Source organism: Cellulomonas sp. SG140, assembly GCF_025770785.1.
In the GTDB taxonomy this organism is placed as follows: Bacteria; Actinomycetota; Actinomycetes; order Actinomycetales; family Cellulomonadaceae; genus Cellulomonas.
In genome coordinates, this window is record NZ_JANZLA010000005.1 from 128,679 (window position 1) to 147,363 (window position 18,685).

Annotated in this window: 18 protein-coding genes; 11 read left to right on the forward strand and 7 right to left on the reverse strand. The window is 73.6% G+C overall.

All coding sequences use genetic code 11. From position 1 onward, the window contains the following. Positions 1 to 139: 139 nt before the first annotated feature. Entirely contained in the window at positions 140 to 1,423 is a 1,284-nt protein-coding gene (locus tag N0B34_RS10965) for an alpha-amylase family glycosyl hydrolase (RefSeq protein ID WP_263731604.1), read from the reverse strand. Positions 1,424 to 1,492: 69 nt separating this feature from the next. Further along, positions 1,493 to 3,328, reverse strand: a complete 1,836-nt coding sequence (gene recQ, locus N0B34_RS10970; protein ID WP_263731428.1) for a DNA helicase RecQ — start codon at positions 3,326 to 3,328, stop codon at positions 1,493 to 1,495. Positions 3,329 to 3,466: 138 nt separating this feature from the next. Here recQ and N0B34_RS10975 point away from each other — a divergent pair, with 138 nt between their 5' ends. From N0B34_RS10975 to N0B34_RS10995, 5 genes are read left to right on the forward strand one after another with little or no spacing between them, the layout of a single operon-like run. Then, positions 3,467 to 4,270 (forward strand): SDR family NAD(P)-dependent oxidoreductase, encoded by an 804-nt coding sequence (locus N0B34_RS10975; protein WP_263731429.1) that lies wholly within the window; start codon positions 3,467 to 3,469, stop codon positions 4,268 to 4,270. Between the two features lie 55 nt (positions 4,271 to 4,325). After that, positions 4,326 to 4,910 (forward strand): orotate phosphoribosyltransferase, encoded by a 585-nt coding sequence (gene pyrE, locus N0B34_RS10980; protein WP_263731430.1) that lies wholly within the window; start codon positions 4,326 to 4,328, stop codon positions 4,908 to 4,910. 45 nt (positions 4,911 to 4,955) lie between these two features. After that, positions 4,956 to 5,837: a hypothetical protein gene (locus N0B34_RS10985; protein ID WP_263731431.1), complete on the forward strand. Its 882-nt coding sequence runs from the start codon at positions 4,956 to 4,958 to the stop codon at positions 5,835 to 5,837. Beyond that, positions 5,834 to 6,538 (forward strand): hypothetical protein, encoded by a 705-nt coding sequence (locus N0B34_RS10990; protein ID WP_263731432.1) that lies wholly within the window; start codon positions 5,834 to 5,836, stop codon positions 6,536 to 6,538. Before N0B34_RS10985 ends, N0B34_RS10990 begins: the two co-directional genes overlap by 4 nt. A 5-nt stretch (positions 6,539 to 6,543) precedes the next feature. Then, the gene (locus N0B34_RS10995) at positions 6,544 to 7,104 is read left to right on the forward strand and encodes a LemA family protein (protein ID WP_263731433.1); all 561 of its coding nucleotides are present in this window, start codon (positions 6,544 to 6,546) and stop codon (positions 7,102 to 7,104) included. Positions 7,105 to 7,139: 35 nt separating this feature from the next. Here N0B34_RS10995 and N0B34_RS11000 read toward each other — a convergent pair whose 3' ends face one another. From N0B34_RS11000 to N0B34_RS11010, 3 genes are all read right to left on the reverse strand, one after another. Next, positions 7,140 to 8,162, reverse strand: a complete 1,023-nt coding sequence (locus tag N0B34_RS11000; RefSeq protein WP_263731434.1) for an AAA family ATPase — start codon at positions 8,160 to 8,162, stop codon at positions 7,140 to 7,142. A 105-nt stretch (positions 8,163 to 8,267) separates the two neighbouring features. Continuing rightward, on the reverse strand, positions 8,268 to 9,011 hold the full coding sequence (locus N0B34_RS11005; protein WP_263731605.1) for an HAD-IIA family hydrolase: 744 nt from the start codon (positions 9,009 to 9,011) through the stop codon (positions 8,268 to 8,270). Positions 9,012 to 9,051: 40 nt separating this feature from the next. Beyond that, complete coding sequence (locus N0B34_RS11010; protein WP_263731435.1) at positions 9,052 to 9,777, reverse strand: VTT domain-containing protein; 726 nt, start codon at positions 9,775 to 9,777, stop codon at positions 9,052 to 9,054. Positions 9,778 to 9,971: 194 nt separating this feature from the next. Between N0B34_RS11010 and fbaA the strand changes: the two genes are divergently transcribed. Continuing rightward, complete coding sequence (fbaA, locus tag N0B34_RS11015) at positions 9,972 to 10,991, forward strand: class II fructose-bisphosphate aldolase (RefSeq protein ID WP_263731436.1); 1,020 nt, start codon at positions 9,972 to 9,974, stop codon at positions 10,989 to 10,991. 101 nt (positions 10,992 to 11,092) lie between these two features. Here the strand turns inward: fbaA and N0B34_RS11020 are convergent, their stop codons facing one another. Next, on the reverse strand, positions 11,093 to 11,503 hold the full coding sequence (locus N0B34_RS11020) for an STAS domain-containing protein (protein ID WP_263731437.1): 411 nt from the start codon (positions 11,501 to 11,503) through the stop codon (positions 11,093 to 11,095). Positions 11,504 to 11,592: 89 nt separating this feature from the next. Here N0B34_RS11020 and N0B34_RS11025 point away from each other — a divergent pair, with 89 nt between their 5' ends. Beyond that, a complete protein-coding gene (locus N0B34_RS11025) occupies positions 11,593 to 13,764 on the forward strand; it encodes a SpoIIE family protein phosphatase (protein WP_263731438.1) in 2,172 nt (723 codons plus the stop codon). A gap of 41 nt (positions 13,765 to 13,805) precedes the next feature. On the opposite strand, the gene N0B34_RS11030 is transcribed toward N0B34_RS11025, so the two are convergent. Then, on the reverse strand, positions 13,806 to 14,162 hold the full coding sequence (locus N0B34_RS11030; protein ID WP_263731439.1) for an STAS domain-containing protein: 357 nt from the start codon (positions 14,160 to 14,162) through the stop codon (positions 13,806 to 13,808). 208 nt (positions 14,163 to 14,370) lie between these two features. Here N0B34_RS11030 and N0B34_RS11035 point away from each other — a divergent pair, with 208 nt between their 5' ends. The 4 genes from N0B34_RS11035 (at position 14,371) to N0B34_RS11050 (ending at position 18,652) form a co-directional block, all read left to right on the forward strand. Next, positions 14,371 to 15,657 carry an adenylosuccinate synthase gene (locus N0B34_RS11035; protein WP_263731440.1) on the forward strand — a complete coding sequence of 429 codons (1,287 nt, stop codon included), beginning with the start codon at positions 14,371 to 14,373 and terminating at the stop codon, positions 15,655 to 15,657. 78 nt (positions 15,658 to 15,735) lie between these two features. Beyond that, on the forward strand, positions 15,736 to 17,001 hold the full coding sequence (gene purD, locus N0B34_RS11040; RefSeq protein WP_263731441.1) for a phosphoribosylamine--glycine ligase: 1,266 nt from the start codon (positions 15,736 to 15,738) through the stop codon (positions 16,999 to 17,001). Positions 17,002 to 17,064: 63 nt separating this feature from the next. Further along, a complete protein-coding gene (locus N0B34_RS11045; protein WP_263731442.1) occupies positions 17,065 to 17,670 on the forward strand; it encodes a hypothetical protein in 606 nt (201 codons plus the stop codon). Positions 17,671 to 17,728: 58 nt separating this feature from the next. Continuing rightward, entirely contained in the window at positions 17,729 to 18,652 is a 924-nt protein-coding gene (locus N0B34_RS11050; protein WP_263731444.1) for a phosphoribosylaminoimidazolesuccinocarboxamide synthase, read from the forward strand. Positions 18,653 to 18,685 lie beyond the last annotated feature (33 nt).

The following is an 18,685-nucleotide window of genomic DNA, read 5'->3' on the forward strand; positions in this document are numbered from 1 at the left end:
GGATAACGCCACGCTCGCCCTGGGGGCGGTCTTCGTCTCGGGCCTCTTTTGACCCACGCCGCCACCGGCCGCAGCTGAGCCGCTCCGGTGCCGTCGACCGCCCAGCTGACCCACTCCGCTGCCGGGCCGCAGCTGGGGCTCAGCCGGTGTGGACGGCCCAGCCGTTCGGCGGTACGGACGCCCCGTCCCCCCACACCGGGTCGCTGACCGCCAGCCGTGCCCCGCCGGGCGCCGCCACCGGCTCGGTGCCGAGGTTGAGCGCCAGCGTCAGCGCCTCGCCGCCGCCGCGAGACGTGACGGTGATCCGCGCCGCCGTGTTCGACAGCTCGGACACGCCGACCGTCCCGTCCACCAGCCACGGGTGCCGCCGCCGCAGCCCGAACAGCTCCTGGTGCACGCGGTAGACCGGCAGCCCGATCGGCGACAGCTCGTCCGGTGACGGCGGGAAGGCCGGCCGGATCTCGTCGTCCCCGCCGACCCGCTCCTCCTTGACCCCGCGGAAGCCGTGCTCGTCGCCGGAGTACACCGACGGGATGCCGGGCAGCAGGGCCAGCAGCGCGACGGTGTGGGTCAGCAGCTCGGGTGGCACCGTGGAGGCGATCCGAGTGACGTCGTGGTTGCCGACGAACGTCTGGGGCAGGAACCGTGCGACCAGCTCGTCGTGCCGGCCCAGCGACCAGGCCAGCTCCCACAGGTTCCGGTCGACCAGCGAGCTCCAGATCGCCTTCCACAGCTCGTACTGCGTGACCGAGTCGAGCCCGGACTCCGCGACGTATCCGGCGTAGTCGCCGTGGATCATCTCGCCGAGGAACCACGCCTCCGGGTGTCGCGCGCGGACGCCCGGCAGCACCGCCGCCCAGAACGACGCCGGCACCGCGTACGCGGCATCGATCCGCCAGCCGTCCACCCCCCGGTCCAGCCAGTGCGTCATCACCTCAGCGACGTACGCGCGCACGCGTTCGTCGTCGTGGTTGAGCGCCACCAGCGCGCCGTGCCCCTCGAACGTCGCCGGGCGGTCGCCGTCCCACCGGACCAGCCGTCCGGCCTCGCTCGTCGGCCCGCCGGCCACGGCGTCCCGCACCCACGGGTGCTCCGCCGACACGTGGTTGAACACCCCGTCCAGCAGCACCCGCACGCCGCGCGCATGTGCCGCCGCGATCAGCTCGTCCAGCTGCTCGTCACCGCCCAGCCGCGCGTCCACCCGCAGGTGGTCGAGGGTGTCGTACCCGTGCGTCGCGGAGTGGAACACCGGCCCCAGCAGCAGCCCGTTCGCCCCGAAGCCCACCAGGTGGTCCAGCCACCCGACCAGGTGCCGCAGGCCCCTTCCCGGCTCGGCCGACGACCCGTCCGTCGCCGCCCCCGTGAAGCCGAGCGGGTACACGTGCCACCAGATGGCGTGCCGCGCCCACGCCGGCCCGGGCAACCGCCCCGCCGCGACTGTGTCGCCGCCGCCCGCCGACGGCACGGCGCCGCTCGCCACCTCGCGGTCCACTCAGCCCTCCAGCGCCGCGAGCAGCCCCGCGCCGTACCGCTCGAGCTTCGCCGCCCCGACCCCGCCGATCCCGGCCAGCTCGTCCAGGTCCGCCGGCCGCCGCGTCACCACGTCCCGCAGCGTCGCGTCGTGGAACACGACGTACGCCGGCACACCCTGCTCCTTGGCCACCCCGGCGCGCCACGCGCGCAGCCGCTCGAACACGGCCTGCGCCTCGTCGTCCAGGTCCGGCGCGCCGGCACCGCCGGCCCGGCCGCCCGCGGCACCGCCCCGCGTCCGCGACCGACCCGTCCGCGGCGCCTCCCGCCGCAGCCGTACCTCCCGCTCACCACGCAGCACGTCCGCGCTGCCCTCGGTGAGTCGCAGCGTCCCGTACCCGTCGGTGTCCACGGACAGCAGCTCCGCGGCCAGCAGCTGCCGCACCACCCCGCGCCACTCGACGTCCGACAGGTCCGTGCCGATGCCGAACGTCGACAGCTCGCCGTGGCCCAGGCTGCGCACCCGCTCGGTCTCCTTGCCGCGCAGGATGTCCACCACGTGCCCGACCCCGTACCGCTGCCCCCGCTGCTCCAGCCGGACCACGGTGGACAGCAGCTTCTGCGCCGGAACCGTCCCGTCCCAGGTCTCGGGCGGGGCCAGGCACGTGTCGCAGTTGCCGCACGGCTCCGACGCCTGCCCGAAGTACGAGAGCAGCTGCACGCGGCGGCAGTCGGCCGTCTCGCACAGCGCCAGCATCGCGTCGAGGTGCTGGGTCAGCCGTCGCCGGTGCGCGGCATCCCCCTCGGACCCGTCGATCAACCGCCGCTGCTGCACCACGTCGGCCAGCCCGTACGCCAGCCACGCGGTGGACGGCAGCCCGTCGCGTCCGGCCCGCCCGGTCTCCTGGTAGTACCCCTCGACGGACTTCGGCAGGTCCAGGTGCGCCACGAACCGCACGTCCGGCTTGTCGATCCCCATGCCGAACGCGATGGTCGCCACCATCACCACGCCGTCCTCGCGCAGGAACCGCGCCTGGTTGCGTGCCCGCACGGCCCGGTCCAGCCCCGCGTGGTACGGCAGCGCGGCGATGCCCTGCCCGACGAGGAACTCCGCCGTCTGCTCCACGGACGCCCTGGTCAGGCAGTAGACGATGCCCGCGTCCCCGGCGTGCTCGGTGCGCAGCAGCTGCAGCAGCTGGGCCCGCGGGTTGTCCTTCGGCACGATCCGGTACCGGATGTTGGGCCGGTCGAAGCTCGCGACGAAGTCCCGCGCGTCGCCCAGGGACAGCCGCTGCCGGATCTCGGCGTGCGTCGCGGCCGTCGCCGTGGCCGTCAGGGCGATCCGCGGCACGTCCGGCCACCGCTCGTGCAGCAACGACAGCTGCAGGTAGTCCGGCCGGAAGTCGTGGCCCCACTGCGACACGCAGTGCGCCTCGTCGATCGCGAACAGGGCCACCCGTCCCCGGTCCAGCAGGTCGAGGGTGTCCGGTGCGGTCAGCCGCTCCGGTGCGAGGTAGAGCAGGTCGAGCTCACCGGCGAGGAACGCCCGTTCCGTGTCTCGACGAGCCGTGGGGTCCTGCGTCGAGTTGAGGAACCCGGCCCGCACGCCCAGTGCCGAGAGGGCGTCCACCTGGTCCTGCATCAGGGCGATCAGCGGGGAGACGACCACGCCGGTGCCCTCCCTGACCAGGGACGGGACCTGGTAGCAGAGCGACTTGCCGCCGCCGGTCGGCATCAGCACGATCGCGTCGCCGCCAGCCACCACGTGGTCGATCACCTCGGCCTGGGCGCCGCGGAACTCGTCATACCCCCAGACGGTGCGCAGCACGTCGAGCGGGGTCTGCGACGTCAGCTGCACCCGCCCACCCTACGAGCGACCCCCGACACCAAGACGCCCGGCCACCCACAGGCCTGGCCGCCGGGCGGGCGGACCCGTCGGCCGTCGTGCGGCCCGACGCCTCCCCGAGCACGCCCGACGGTCCGTAGGGTGGCCCGCATGGGTACTGCACTGGTCACCGGCGCGAGCGCCGGCCTCGGTCTCGAGTTCGCCTGGCAGCTGGCCACCGCGCGGCACGACGTGGTGCTCGTGGCCCGTGACGAGGAGCGGCTGCGCCGCCTCGCCGCCCAGCTCGAGGCGGCCGCCGGCGTGCGCGCGGAGGTGCTCGTGGCGGACCTGTCCGTCCGGGCCGACCTCGACCGTGTCGCTGACCGGCTGCGGGACGACGAGCGTCCCGTCGGACTGCTGGTGAACAACGCCGGCTTCGGCCTGGCGCAGGAGTTCGTCGGCGGCGACGTCGCCCGCGAGGAGTACGCGCTCGACGTGATGGTGCGTGCCGTCATGGTGCTGTCCCACGCGGCGGCCGAGGCGATGGTCCGGCGTGGCCGCGGGGCGATCCTCAACGTCGGGTCGGTGGCGGGGCTGCTCGCCTCCGGCACGTACTCGGCGCACAAGGCGTGGGTCCGCTCGTTCACCGAGGGCCTCGCGGTGGAGCTGCAGGGGACGGGCGTGACCGCCACCGTCGTCCAGCCGGGCTTCGTGCACACCGAGTTCCACCAGCGCGGCGGGATCGACGTCTCGATGTTCCCGGACGTCACCTTCCTCAACCCGGAGGACGTCGTCGCGGCCGCCCTGGCCGACGTCCGTCGCGGTGTGGTCCTCTCCACGCCGAGCCTGCGCTACCGCGCCGCGGCCGCCGTCGCCCGCATCGCGCCGCGGTCGGCGATCCGCGCCTTCGGCCGCTACCGCAAGCAGCTGCAGGACCAGGAGCCCGCACCCGACGTGGCGCCCGAGCGGTCCTGACCACCACCGGAGCGGTCCTGACCGCTGTCGGCCCGACTCGTTACCCTGGCGACCCGTGAGCCCCGACGCCCCGACCGGCCCCGCCTCCACCCGCGACCAGCTGCGCGACCTGATCCGCGACCTCGCCGTCGTGCACGGCCGCGTCACGCTCGCGTCCGGCCGTGAGGCCGACTACTACGTCGACCTGCGCCGCGTGACGCTGCACCACCGTGCCGCCCCGCTGATCGGCCACGTGCTGCTGGACCGCCTCGAGGAGGTCGGTCTGGGCCCCGGCGAGATCGACGCCACCGGCGGCCTGACGCTCGGCGCCGACCCTGTGGCGACGTCCCTCCTGCACGCCGCCGCGAGCCGCGGCCTGGACCTCGACGCCTTCGTCGTCCGCAAGGAGGCCAAGGCGCACGGCATGCAGCGCCGTATCGAGGGCCCGGACATCGCCGGCCGCCGCGTGGTGGTGGTCGAGGACACGTCCACCACCGGCGGCTCGGTGGCCACGGCCGTCGAGGCGGTGCGCGAGGCCGGTGCCGAGGTGCGCGGTGTTGCCGTCCTGGTCGACCGGGACACCGGCGCGCGCGAGAAGATCGAGGCCCTCGGCGTGCCCTACCACTACCTGTACGGCCTGTCCGACCTCGGCCTCGCCTGACCCGGCCGCCTCACGTCCGGTGCCTCGCGTGTCGATGCCCCGGTCGTGAGACGTGACGGTGGCGGTCCCCGACGTTGGCAGGTCAGCGCCGTGCGGGTGCTGGCGCTCTTCGGGCTGCTGTCGATGGGGCTGCCCGTGCTGTGGGTGGTCAGCGACGTGATCCTGGGCGCTCTCGCCGGGGCGCTGGGCGGTGACGCCAGCGGCCGCACCGTGGGCGGCCTCGCCTGGGTCCTGGCGGTGGTCCTGTTCCTGCCGCTCGCCTGGCTGGCGTTCCGGACGAACCTCGAGGGCGTCGCTGTCGGCCGCCGAACCATGCGCAGCTGGGCCGAGTCGCGCGGCTGGTCCACCGGAGCCGTCCCGCAGCTGTTCGAGGACCGCTGGGAGTCACCGCCGTTCGCCACCACCCGGTCGCAGGTGCTGAACCTGATCAGCCGCACCGATGAGCGCGGCACCGTGTACTCGATGACCTACGTGATCGACGACGTGCCCCGGCACGTCGTGACGACGACGCGGCCTTTCCACGGGCCGCCCGTGCGGCTGGTCCCGCGGACGCTGGTGCGCGCGGCGGCCGAGGCGGTCGGCGCCCAGGAGATCTCCACCGAGTGGGCCGAGTTCAACTCCCGCTGGTCAGTCCTCTCCGCCGACCCGAGGCACGCCCTGGCGATGGTCCATCCGCGCGTGATGGAGCGACTGATGGCGGTCGACGACCCGACGCTGCAGGTGCTGTTCGAAGCGGGCGACGTGGTCGTGCACAGGCCGGGACTCACCGCGCTGAGCCGGGTCTCGCCCATGGCCGAGCTCGTCGTGGACCTCGCGGAGCTGGTCCCGGGCTACGTGCTGGACGACAACCCGCCGCTGCCCGGCGGCGCGACGCGCCGTCAGCCGCGGCAGATGTACCGCCTGGGTCCGGAAGGGTGGCGACCGTGACCGGCAACTGGGTCTTCTGGCTGGTGGTGCTGCTGAGCCTCGCCGCGGCGGCCGGGCAGGCGTGGCTGCGCGTGCAGAACCGGCGGCGCCTGAAGGTGTGGGCGCAGGCCACCGGCTGGCAGTACGCGGAGCGGTACGACGAGTGGACGACGATCTCCTCGTCCCACCCCTTCGGCCAGGGGCGCGACCGCCGGGCGTGCGACGTCGTCCAGGGGTCCTTCGAGGCGCACCCCTCGGTCGCCTTCGACTACCGCTGGACCACCGGCAACGGCAAGAACCGGCAGGTGCACCACGCGCACGTCGTCGCACTGCGGCTGCCGGCGTACCTGCCCACCGTCCAGGTGACCCCCGAGGGGCTGGGCACGGTGCTGGCGCACCTGGTCGGCGCGCAGGACATGCAGTTCGAGTCCGAGGACTTCAACCGCGCCTACCGCGTCACCACCGGAGACCTGCGCACCGCCACCGACGTGATCAACCCCCGGCTGATGGAGCGGCTGCTGCGCGGCGACGCGCGCGGGGTGTCGTGGCGGATCGACGGCGTCTGGATCCTGTCCTGGCAGGCCGGTGGCTGGGACCTCGACTCGCTCGCGGCCCGCCTCGGCGTGCTGGCCGCCGTCGTCCGCGCCGTTCCCCGCCACGTGTGGCAGGACCACGGCTACGATCCGCTCACCGACAGCACCCCTGGAGAGGCCGTCCTGTGAACCCCGTGTCCGTCGTCCTGATCGTGATCGCGGCGATCGTCGTCCTGCTCCTGCTGTGGGCGGTGGCGCAGTACAACGGCCTGGTCCGGCTGCGGAACCTGGTGCAGGAGGCCTGGCGGCAGATCGACGTCGAGCTGCACCGCCGGCACGACCTGATCCCCAACCTCGTCGAGACCGTGAAGGGCTACGCCGCGCACGAGCGCGCGGTGTTCGACGAGGTGGCGCGCGCCCGCGCCGCCGCCTCCGGCCCGGCCGCCGGCCCGGCCCAGCAGGCCGAGCAGGAGAACGCCCTGACCGCCGCGCTCGGACGGCTGTTCGCGGTGGCCGAGGCCTACCCGGTGCTGCGCGCCAGCGAGAACTTCCAGCAGCTGCAGGCCGAGCTGTCCAACACGGAGGACCGGATCGCGGCCGGCCGCCGGTTCTACAACGCCAACGTGCGGGCGCTGAACACCAAGGTCGAGACGTTCCCGTCGAACGTGATCGCCGGCATGTTCGGGTTCACGCGGGCGGAGTACTTCGAGGTGGACGACCCGCAGGTCCGCCAGGCGCCGACCGTCAGCTTCTGACGCGCGGCCGCTGCCGTCGGTCGTCGAGTCGTGCCCTAGAAGGAGTACGTCGCGACGTGCTCCTGCGACGGGTGCGGCAGCGACGGGTCGCGCAGCGACGGCAGCAGGTGCAGGAGCGGGTCGACGAACCCCCGCCGCGGGTCCAGCACGCCGGCGTCCGCCAACCGGTCGAGCAGGTGGCCGACCTGCTCGGCGGGGATGCCCAGCTCGACGGCGATCTCCGCCGGCTCGACGAACCGGCCGGTGGTGCTGCACACCGCGACGAACAACCGCTCGACCGGGCACGGTGCGGACCGGTCACCGGTGCACACGTCCCGCCGCAGGCCCTCGGCCAGCAGGTCGACGAACGCCGTGCTGACGTCCCCGAGGTCGCGCCGCTCGGCCACGGCCCGCGCGAAGCCGCCGTACCGCAGGTACTCCTCGCGCACCACGCGGGCGTCAGCGCCCGGCTGGGCGCCGAGCAGCTCCGCCAGGGTCGACGGGCGCAGCGACCGCACGGTGGCGGCACCCTCCCAGCCGGCCTGCACCCGCTCCACCGCGGCACCCGCGAGGGACGCCGTCACCAGCACCCGGACGCCCGGCACCGGCGTCGCCAGCACGTCGGCCCAGTCACCGCACGCCGACGCCTCGTCCAGGACCACCAGCCGGGGCTGGTCGCACGCCGGTGCACCCACCCGCGTCGGCCGCCGCAGCGCGTTGTCCAGGTCCTGGGCGTCCAGCGGGGGGCGGTCGGGGAACGGGTCATCGGGCGTCGCCTCGACCGGAACCCACAGCACCGCACGGGCGTCCAGGTCCGGCTCGGCGAGCGCCTGGACCACCGCATCCTTCGCCGCCGTCGTCTTCCCCACACCGCGGGGACCCACCAGCACGGTGACCGTCCCGGCGGGGGCGTGCGCGACGTCGGACAGCGCGGCCCGGCCGGCGAGCGTGCCGGTCAGCCACTCGTGCCGTGCGCGCTGGGCGAGGTGCACGTCGTCGACGGCCCAGGAGACCCGCGTGCGGCGGGACCACCACGGGTTGGCGGCGCGGAGCACCTGTGCCAGCTCGCTGTGTCGCATCCTCCTGAGGGTGCTACCCGGGAGTAGCGATCGGCGAGGACGAAGGGCCCGTTCGGGCCGCCGACCAGGGCGTGCAGGGCCGAACCGGGGTCCCGGCCGGGAGCGTCAGACGCGGCCGACGAGGTCGGCGACGGAGTCCACGACCTCGGTGGGCCGGTACGGGTACCGCTGCACGTCCTCGGCACGCGTCGACCCGGTGAGCACCAGGAAGGTGCGCAGTCCCGCCTCGATGCCGGCCACCATGTCGGTGTCCATCCGGTCGCCCACCATCACGGTGGTCTCGGAGTGCGCGTCGATCCGGTTGAGGGCCGACCGGATCATCATCGGGTTGGGCTTGCCGACGAAGTACGGCTTGCGGCCGGTCGCCGCCGAGATCATCGCCGCCACCGCGCCGGTGGCCGGCAGGTCGCCGTCCGCGGACGGGCCCGTCACGTCGGGGTTGGTGGCGATGAACCGGGCACCGCCCTGGATCAGCCGGATCGCCTGCGTGATCGCCTCGAACGAGTACGTCCGGGTCTCACCGAGCACGACGAAGTCCGGCCGGCTGGCCGTCAGCGTGAAGCCCGCCTGGTACAGCGCCGTGGTGAGGCCGGCCTCGCCGATCACGTACGCGCTGCCGCCGTCGGGCGCCTGGTCCACCAGGAACTGCGCGGTCGCCAGCGCCGACGTCCAGATCGCCTCCTCCGGCACCTCGATCCCGCTCGCCGCGAGCCGGGCGCGCAGGTCACGGGTGGTGAAGATGGAGTTGTTCGTCAGGATGAGGAACGGCCGGCCCTTCTGCTGCAGGGCGCCGACGAACTCCGCGGCACCGGCCAGCGCGCGGTCCTCGTGGACCAGCACGCCGTCCATGTCGCACAGCCACGAGGCGATCTCGCGCGGTGCCTGCACGTCAGGCCTCGTCGCCGTCCAGCGCCGGTGCCCCGTCGACCGCCACCTCGGCGGCCGCCGGCCGGGCCAGGCGCGACCGGCGCCGAGCCCGCCACGCCTCGACGAGCACCGGGGCCACCGAGATCAGCACGATGAGGACCAGCAGCACCTCGATGTTCTTCTTGATGAAGGTGATGTTGCCCAGCCCGTAGCCGAGCCACGTCACGCCGCCGGCCCAGAGCACCACGCCGATCCCGTTGTAGAGGGCGAAGTGCGAGTACCGCATCCGGCCCACGCCGGCCGCGACCGACGCGTACGTGCGCACGAAGGGGATGAACTGCGCGATAACCAGCGTGCGGCCGCCGTACTTCTCGAAGTACGCGTACGTCTGGTCGATGTGCTCTTGCTTGAAGATCTTCGAGTCCGGGCGGCTGAACACCCGCGGGCCCAGCGTCCGGCCGATCCAGTAGCCGCACTGGGTGCCGGCGTACGCCGTCAGCACCATGATCAGCGACAGCCACCAGATGGACGGCAGGTGCGACCCGCCGTGCGCCACCAGGGCGCCTGCGGTGAACAGCAGGGAGTCGCCCGGCAGGATCGGGAACAGCAGCCCGACCTCGATGAAGACGATCGCCATCACGCCGATCAGTGCGGCCGTGCCCAACGAGCTGATGATGTGCTCGGGGTCCAGGAAGCTGGGGCCGAGCGTGTGCACCGCTCCGGTTGCCAGGGCGGACGCGGTCAGCACGACGTGCCGCGGCTGGGACGAGAGGTCGTGGGGCGCATGGCCCCCAGGGTACGGCCCGGGGTGGTGGCGAGCCGTGGCGCCCGTGTGGCGGTCCTGTGCGGCCGCCGGGCCTCGGGTCCTGGTTCCGGCCCTTCCGTGGCGTGGAAGACTTCGGGGGAACGACTTCAGGACCCGACGAAGCAGGAGAAACAGCGATGCCCATCGCGACCACCGAGGTCTACGCCGAGCTGATCAACCGCGCCAAGGCCGGCGGTTTCGCGTACCCCGCCGTGAACGTCACGTCGTCCCAGACCGTCACCGCGGCCCTGCAGGGCTTCGCGGAGGCCGAGAGCGACGGCATCATCCAGGTCTCGGTCGGTGGCGCCGAGTACGCCTCCGGCTCGACCATCAAGGACCGCGTCGCCGGTTCGCTGGCGCTCGCCGCGTACGCCCGTGAGGTCGCCAAGAACTACCCGATCACGGTCGCCCTGCACACCGACCACTGCACCAAGCAGAACCTCGAGTCCTGGGTCCGCCCGCTGCTGGCCCTCGAGGCGGAGCAGGTGAAGAACGGCCAGGAGCCGACCTTCCAGTCGCACATGTTCGACGGCTCCAACATCCCGCTGGACGAGAACCTGGTCATCGCGGCCGAGCTGCTCGAGCTGTCGCAGAAGGCCCGCACCATCCTCGAGATCGAGGTCGGCGTGGTCGGTGGCGAGGAGGACGGCCACGCGGCCGAGATCAACGACAAGCTGTACACGACCCCCGAGGACGGCCTGAAGACCGTCGAGGCGCTCGGCTTCGGCGAGAAGGGCCGCTACCTGACGGCCCTGACCTTCGGCAACGTGCACGGCGTCTACAAGCCCGGTGCCGTCAAGCTGCGCCCGGCCATCCTGGAGGAGATCCAGAAGGTCGTCGGCGCCAAGGTCGGCAAGGACAAGCCGTTCGACCTGGTGTTCCACGGCGGCTCCGGCTCCACGGCCGAGGAGATCGCGGCGGCCGTCAGCTTCGGCGTCGTGAAGATGAACATCGACACCGACACCCAGTACGCGTTCACCCGCCCGGTGGTCGGCCACATGTTCAGCAACTACGACGGCGTGCTGAAGGTGGACGGCGAGGTCGGCAACAAGAAGGCGTACGACCCGCGCGCCTGGGGCAAGCTCGCCGAGGGCGGCATGGCCGCGCGCCTGGTCGAGGCCGCCCAGCAGCTCGGCTCCGCGGGGCACAAGCTCTGAGGTCGGTCTGACGACGACGAAGGCCCGGGACCTGATGGTCCCGGGCCTTCGTGCGTCGGTGGTGTCTCGCGAGCCGGTCTGCGCGCCGCCGCGAGACGGGGTCAGGACGTGGGCGTGCCGTCGCCCAGCGGCTCGAACGGCGCGCCCTGGTCGTCGTCGACGATGTCCAGCAGCTCGCCGATCCGCGTCACCTCGAGCAGGAAGCGCACCGTGGGCGGCACGCGCAGCAGGCGCACGCGGTGCTGGCTACGGATCGACAGCCGCGCGAGGAACGCCACGCCCGACGAGTCCATGAACGTCACGTGGTGCGCGTCCACCTCGATCGGCAGCCCGCGCTGCTCGGCCTCGGACGTCGCCTCGGCCAGCTCGGCACCGAGATCGGCGTCGACCTCGCCCGAGAGCACGATGCGCGTACGGTCCGCGCCGACGATCACCTGGACGGCGCCGGGCTCCCCGACGACCTCCTGGGCCTGGGCCTGCTCGTCCGGCGTGGGGCTGTTACCGTCTCGCACGATGCTCCTTCCGGCCGGCCGTGCTGGGGCGGCTGTCGCTGGGTCCCGCGGCACGTGCTCCTGTCGCGAACGCTAGACGATCGGAGGTGATGGTGGTCAATCTACCGGCCACCTCGCACCCGGCGGTCCCCGGCTCGGGTGAGAGCACCCAGGAGCTGGTGGCGCAGGCGGTCGCGGCGAGCGACATGTCGATGCTGGTGCTGGACGCCTCGGTCGACGGTCTGGCCGTCCTGTGGGCGAACCCGGCCGCGTCGATGCGGACCGGGTACGCGCTCGACGCCATGCGGTCGGCGCCGCACGGCGTGCTGGGGAGCCCGCGGGTCCGGCTGCTCGACGGCGCCGAGGGCCACCTCGACGAGGCGCTGCGCGGCCGACGGCCCGTGGAGCTGTCCGTGGAGGTGCGCCGTCCTGACGGGAGCGTGCTGCTGTGCTCCGCCCGGCTCGCCCCCGTGCGTGGCGGACCTCGCGCCGACGTGTGGGTAGCGGTGCTGCGAGACATCGGTGGCGAGCTCTCGCGCGAGGCACGGCGTGCCGAGGAGGTGGCCGAGGAGCGGCGGGAGCGGCAGGCGCTGTCCGTCGTCGCCCAGGTGTCCGACCTGCTGGTCGACGTCGACGACCCCCACGCACTGGGCGAGATCGTGGCGCTGCTGCGGTCCACGACCGTCGACTGGGCGGCGTTCTACCTGAACGACGGCGGCCTTCGTGCTGCCGACGGCATCGAGCCGGACCGCCCGCCGACGGGCGTCGGCCGGCGGCACCTGGCCCCCGACGTGCCGGCAGATCGCGCGGCACCCGCCGCCGAGCTGGCCGCCGACCCGGTGCAGCAGCTGCTGGACGGCCACAGCGAGCGGCCGGTCGAGCTCGACGTGTCGGAGGGTGCCGGGCACGTGCCGGGGAGCGCCAGCGACTGGCTCGCGCGGCACGGGCGGCCGTCCGACGGCGAGCCGTACGTCGTCGTCTACCCCGTGGCGGGCCGCCGCCGGGTGATGGGGCTGCTGGCGGTCCGCGGCCGCTGCGGCTCCGGGCTCGCGGGCCTGGACGGCTCCACGCGAACGGTGCTGGAGCTGACGGCGCGCCGCGTGGGCCTGTCGGTGGACAACGTGCGGCTCTACGAGCGCGAGCACCGGGTGGCCGAGGCGCTGCAGCGGGCCATGCTGCCGGAGCAGGCCGAGGTCGAGGGCCTCGACGTCTGGACGTACTACGCGCCCAACTCGGCCAACGTGCAGGTGGGTGGCGACTGGTACGACGTGCTGCAGATCGCGCCGGACGTGGTGGGCGTGGTGATCGGCGACGTGGTGGGCCACGACGTGGAGGCCGCGGCCACCATGGGCCAGCTGCGGTCGGTGGTGCGCTCGTACGGGTTCGACGTGACGGTGCCGGGGCCGGTGCTCGAGCGGGTCGACCAGCTGGTCGCCGGCCTGCGGACGCCGCGGTCGGCGGCGTTGGTGTTCTCCACGTTGACCAGGGCGGACGACCGGTGGCGGCTGGCCTACTGCCGCGCCGGCCACCTGCCGATGCTGCTGGTGCGGCAGGGTCACGCCCGTCCGCTCTCCGACGCGGCCGGGCCGCTGGTCGGCTTCGGCGGTGGCGAGCGGCCCACCGCGACCGTGGAGCTGGAGCCCGGCGACGCCCTGGTGTACTTCACCGACGGGTTGATCGAGCGACGGGACCGCGGCCTGCGCGAGGGACTGGCGGCACTGGTCGACGCCGCGGCGGCCGTCACGGCCACGGACGCCGCCGGCATCGGAGAGGACCTGCTGCTGCGGCTGGCCGACCAGCCGGAGGACGACGTCGCGGTCGTGGTGGTCCGCGTGCCCGACGAGGCCGAGGTGACGGACTCGCGCCCCAGCCCTCGTCGTCGGCGGTGGGCGCTCCCCAACGAGGCCGCGTCCATCGGCCGGGCCCGGCACGCGGTGGTGCGCACCTGTCAGGCCTGGGACATCGACGACGCGGCGAACGCCGAGCTGGTGGTGTCCGAGCTGGTGGCCAACGCGGTGCTGCACGGCTGGGGCCGGGTGGCCCTGCAGCTGTACGACACGGGCGACGGTCTGCGGATCGAGGTCGAGGACGCCAACCCGACTCCGCCGGTGGCGACCGACGGGCACCCGGGACGCGTCGGCGGGTTCGGCATGCAGATCGTCGAGCGGCTGGCCGACTGGGGCTGGCGCCCGGCGCGGGGCGGCAAGGTGGTGTGGGCGAAGCTGCGGCCGGGGTCCCTGCCGGAGGCGGCGAGCTCGACGACGAGCCACGCCGCCGACTGAGGGCCGACTGAGGAGCCGGCTGACCGGGCGGTCTCGGACGGTCAGGCGTTCGGGTGCTGGAACGCCGACGTCGGCACCGAGTCGCCGCAGTCGTGCTCGGTGTCGATGCGGAACATGTCCAGGGCGCCGCACACCTCGAGGACGAACAGGTCCCGGGGGTCGGGACCACGCAGCACCGTCGCACCACCACGCTTGCGGCCGGAGTCCGCCAGCGAGATGAGGAACGCCGCTCCGGTGGAGTCCATGAAGGTGACGCGGCACATGTCGATCACCAGCAGCTGCCGGCGCAGACCCACCACGCGCGCGGTGATCTCCGGGAACTGGTCGCGCTCCGCGAGGTCCAGGTCGCCGGCGATCGTGAGCGTCGTCGTCGCCGCGGACGTGGAGATCTCGATCACGACGGGTTTCCTCCGGTTCGGGCGGCGGCCCGGTGCGACGGGCGGTGCTCGGTGCGACTGTAGGTCGAGCCCCCGTCGGACGCGAGCGGGGGCGCCCGGGTCGGGGTCCCAGGGCGCCGGGCGATAGCCTCGTGCGGGAGACGGGCCCGCTGCCGCCCGTGACCCTGCGGTCCACCTACCTGCGAGGCAGCGCGGAACGGGGACAAGCATGCCTGCCGTCGTGGTGCTCGGGGCCCAGTGGGGCGACGAGGGCAAGGGCAAGGCGACCGACCAGCTCGCCGCGCGCACCGACTACGTCGTGAAGTTCAACGGCGGCAACAACGCCGGTCACACGGTGGTGGTCGGGGGCGAGAAGTACGCGCTGCACCTGCTGCCGTCCGGCATCCTCACGCCCGGCGTCGTGCCGGTGATCGGCAACGGCGTCGTGGTCGACCTCGAGGTGCTGTTCCAGGAGATCGACGCGCTCGAGCAGCGCGGCGTCGACACGTCGGCGCTGCTCGTCTCCACCGCCGCGCACGTGATCCCGCCGTACAACCGCACGCTGGACAAGGTCACCGAGCGGTTCCTGGGCAAGCGGCGGATCGGCACCACCGGCCGCGGCATCGGCCCGACGTACTCGGACAAGATCAACCGCATCGGCATCCGTGTGCAGGACCTGTTCGACGAGCACATCCTCACGCAGAAGGTCGAGGGCGCCCTCGACGGCAAGAACCAGCTGCTGGTGAAGGTCTACAACCGCCGCGCGGTGACGGTCGAGGAGACCGTCGAGGACCTGCTGCAGTACGCCGAGCGGCTGCGCCCGCACGTCGCGGACACGCCCCTGGTGCTCAACCGGGCGCTCGACGAGGGCAAGACGCTGGTGTTCGAGGCGGGCCAGGCGACGATGCTCGACGTCGACCACGGCACCTACCCGTTCGTCACGTCGTCGTCCGCGACGGCCGGTGGGGCCTGCACCGGGTCGGGCGTCGGGCCGACGCGCATCGACCGCGTGGTGGCCGTCGCGAAGGCCTACACGACGCGCGTCGGCGAGGGGCCGTTCCCCACCGAGCTGCTCGACGCGGACGGTGAGTGGCTGCGCACCACCGGCGGCGAGTACGGCACCACCACGGGCCGGCCGCGGCGCACGGGGTGGTACGACGCGGTGGTGGTCCGGTACGCCGCCCGCGTCAACGGGCTGACCGACCTGGTGCTGACCAAGCTCGACGTGCTGACCGGCAAGGAGAAGATCCCGGTCGCGGTGGCGTACGACGTGGACGGCCGCCGGGTGGACGAGATGCCGGCGGACCAGTCGGACTTCCACCACGCCAAGCCCGTGTACGAGTACCTGGACGGGTGGAGCGAGGACATCACCGGCGCGCGGACGTTCGATGACCTGCCGCCGGCGGCGCAGCGGTACGTGCTGCACCTGGAGGAGATCAGCGGCGTGCGGGTGTCGTCCATCGGCGTCGGCCCGGGCCGCGAGGCGACCGTCGTGCGGCACGAGCTGCTGGACTGACGCTTCCGGCCGGAGCGGGTCGGCCCGACGCTGGACGGCTCCCAGCGGCGCTCGACCCGGCCGTTACGCTCGGCCGTCGTGGAGATCCTCGTCGTCGGCACCGGTGCCCGAGAGCACGCGATCGTGCGTGCGCTGTCGCTCGACCCGGCGGTGACCGCCCTGCACGCGGCGCCCGGCAACCCCGGCATCGGCGCACTGGCGCAGCTGCACCCGGTGGACGCGCTCGACGGCGCGGCGGTGGCGGCGCTGGCGACCGAGCTCGGTGCGGACCTCGTCGTCGTCGGCCCGGAGGCGCCCCTGGTCGCCGGCGTGGCGGACGCCGTGCGCGCGGCGGGCATCCCGGTGTTCGGGCCGTCCGGCGCGGCGGCGATGCTCGAGGGGTCGAAGGCGTTCGCCAAGGACGTGATGGCGGCGGCAGGCGTCCCGACGGCGGCGGCGCGCGTCGCGACGACGGTCGACGAGGTGGCGGCGGCGCTCGACGAGTTCGGCGCCCCGCACGTCGTGAAGGACGACGGGTTGGCCGCCGGCAAGGGCGTGGTGGTCACGTCCGACCGCGACGCCGCACTGGCGCACGCCGCCGAGTGCCTGGCCAAGCCGGGCGGCCGGGTGGTGGTGGAGGAGTACCTGGACGGACCCGAGGTGTCGCTGTTCGTGCTGAGCGACGGCGTGGACGTGGTGCCGCTGGTGCCGGCGCAGGACTTCAAGCGGGTCGGTGACGGGGACGCCGGACCCAACACGGGCGGGATGGGCGCGTACTCACCGCTGCCGTGGGCGCCCGCCGGGCTGGTGGACGAGGTCGTCGAGACGGTGGCGAAGCCGACCATCGCCGAGATGACGCGGCGGGGGACACCGTTCGCGGGGGTCCTGTACTGCGGCCTCGCGCTGACGTCCCGCGGGGTGCGCGTCGTGGAGTTCAACGCCCGGTTCGGCGACCCGGAGACGCAGGTGGTGCTGGCCCGGCTGCGCACACCGCTGGCGGGGGTGCTGCTGGCGTCCGCGACCGGCTCCCTCGGCGAGACCGAGCCGCTGACCTGGGACGACGGTGCGGCCGTCACCGTGGTGGTCGCCTCGCACGGGTACCCGGTGCAGGCCCGCAGCGGCGACCCGATCACGGGCATCGCGGATGCCGAGCAGCTGCCGCACGTGCACGTCCTGCACGCCGGGACGGCGCTGGACGCCGACGGGCACCTGGTGTCGGCGGGCGGCCGGGTGCTGTCGGTGGTCGGCACGGGGGCGACGTTGACCGCAGCGCGCGAGGCCGCCTACGCGGGGGTTGAGGCGATCGACCTGCCGGGGTCGCACCACCGGTCGGACATCGCGCTGGCGGCGGCCCAGGGCGCCTGAGCCGGACGCTCGGGCGTCAAGGAATGGTTGACGGGGGCGATGACGTCAAGCAATGATTGACGCATGACGACGTCCGACCCGACCCGTCCCACCCTCCGCGAGCACCTCGCCGCCGCCCTCGACGCGGCCGAGCCGGACCTCGCCGCCCGCCTCGAGCACGAGCCCGGCTCGCACCTGGACCTGGTCCGCCTGGCCCGGGCGGCGTACGACGAGACCGGTCAGCTGCTGGTCGCCGCCGTCGGCTCGGCGCGGTCGGCGGGCTGCACCTGGGAGCAGATCGGCGACGTGCTCGGCATGACGCGGCAGGCGGCGCAGCAGCGGTACGGCCGCCGCGACGAGCTGCCGGAGCCGGAGCCTGCGGGGGAGTCGGTGCCGCACCGGCGGCAGCTGCTGACGCCTCTGACGGCCTTCAACGAGATGCGGGTGCTGGAGCGCGCGGGCCGGTACGGCTGGCACGCGGTGGCCTACGGCCCCCTGTTCTTCGAGGTCGAGGAGTCCGACCAGCAGTGGGAGCACCACCGCTCCTACGTCGGCGCCGGCCCGCTGCGGCCCGGCGACGGCTGGCAGCGCATCGGGACGATGTGGTTCCCGTGGGTCTACTGGAAGCGGCCGCTGGGCGTGGCGCCGCTACCGGGGCTGCGCGACGTGCGGGACCTGATGCTGCCCTGAACAGGCACGTCGGCGGACGGTCGTGCGACGCCCGCAGCCGCTGGGGGAGGATGCCGCCATGGCGGATGCGGTGGACCTGACCGGCTGGACGCACGCGTACTCGGGCAAGGTGCGCGACCTCTACGTGCCGGCGGAGGACCCGTCCGGTGCCGCGATCTTCGAGCGCTACGGCGACGTGGTGCTGGTGGTGGCCAGCGACCGCATCTCGGCGTACGACCACGTGCTGAGCCCCGGAATCCCCGGCAAGGGCGTGGTGCTGACCCAGCTGAGCCTGTGGTGGTTCGAGCAGCTCGCGGAGATCGTGCCGAACCACGTCGTCTCCACCGACGTGCCGGCGGCGGTGGCGGGCCGGGCGATGCTCTGCCGGCGGCTGACCATGTTCCCGGTGGAGTGCGTCGTCCGCGGGTACCTCACCGGGTCGGGGCTGGCCGAGTACCGCGTGAACGGCCAGGTGACCGGCATCCCGCTCCCTCCCGGCCTGGTGGACGGCTCGCGGCTGCCGGAGCCGATCTTCACGCCGGCCACCAAGGCGGAGTACGGCGAGCACGACGAGAACGTGCCGTTCGCCGCCGTCGCGGACCTGGTCGGTCGGGACGCCGCCGCAACGCTGCGCGACCTGACGCTGGCGGTCTACGCCCGCGCGGAGCAGATCGCGCGCGAGCGCGGCGTCATCCTCGCGGACACCAAGCTGGAGTTCGGCACCGACCCGGTGACCGGGCAGATCACCCTCGGCGACGAGGTGCTCACCCCCGACTCCTCGCGGTTCTGGCCGGCGGACGAGTGGGAGCCGGGGCACGCGCAGCCGAGCTTCGACAAGCAGTACGTGCGGGACTGGCTGACCTCGGACGCCTCCGGGTGGGACCGTGCCGGCGACGCCGAGCCGCCGCAGCTGCCGGCAGACGTCGTGCAGCGGACGCGGGACCGGTACCTCGAGGCGTACGAGCGGATCACCGGGTCGCCGCTGGCCGTGCCCGAGGTCTGAGCGGTCACGGTGCCGGTGGCCCGAACGGTTGTC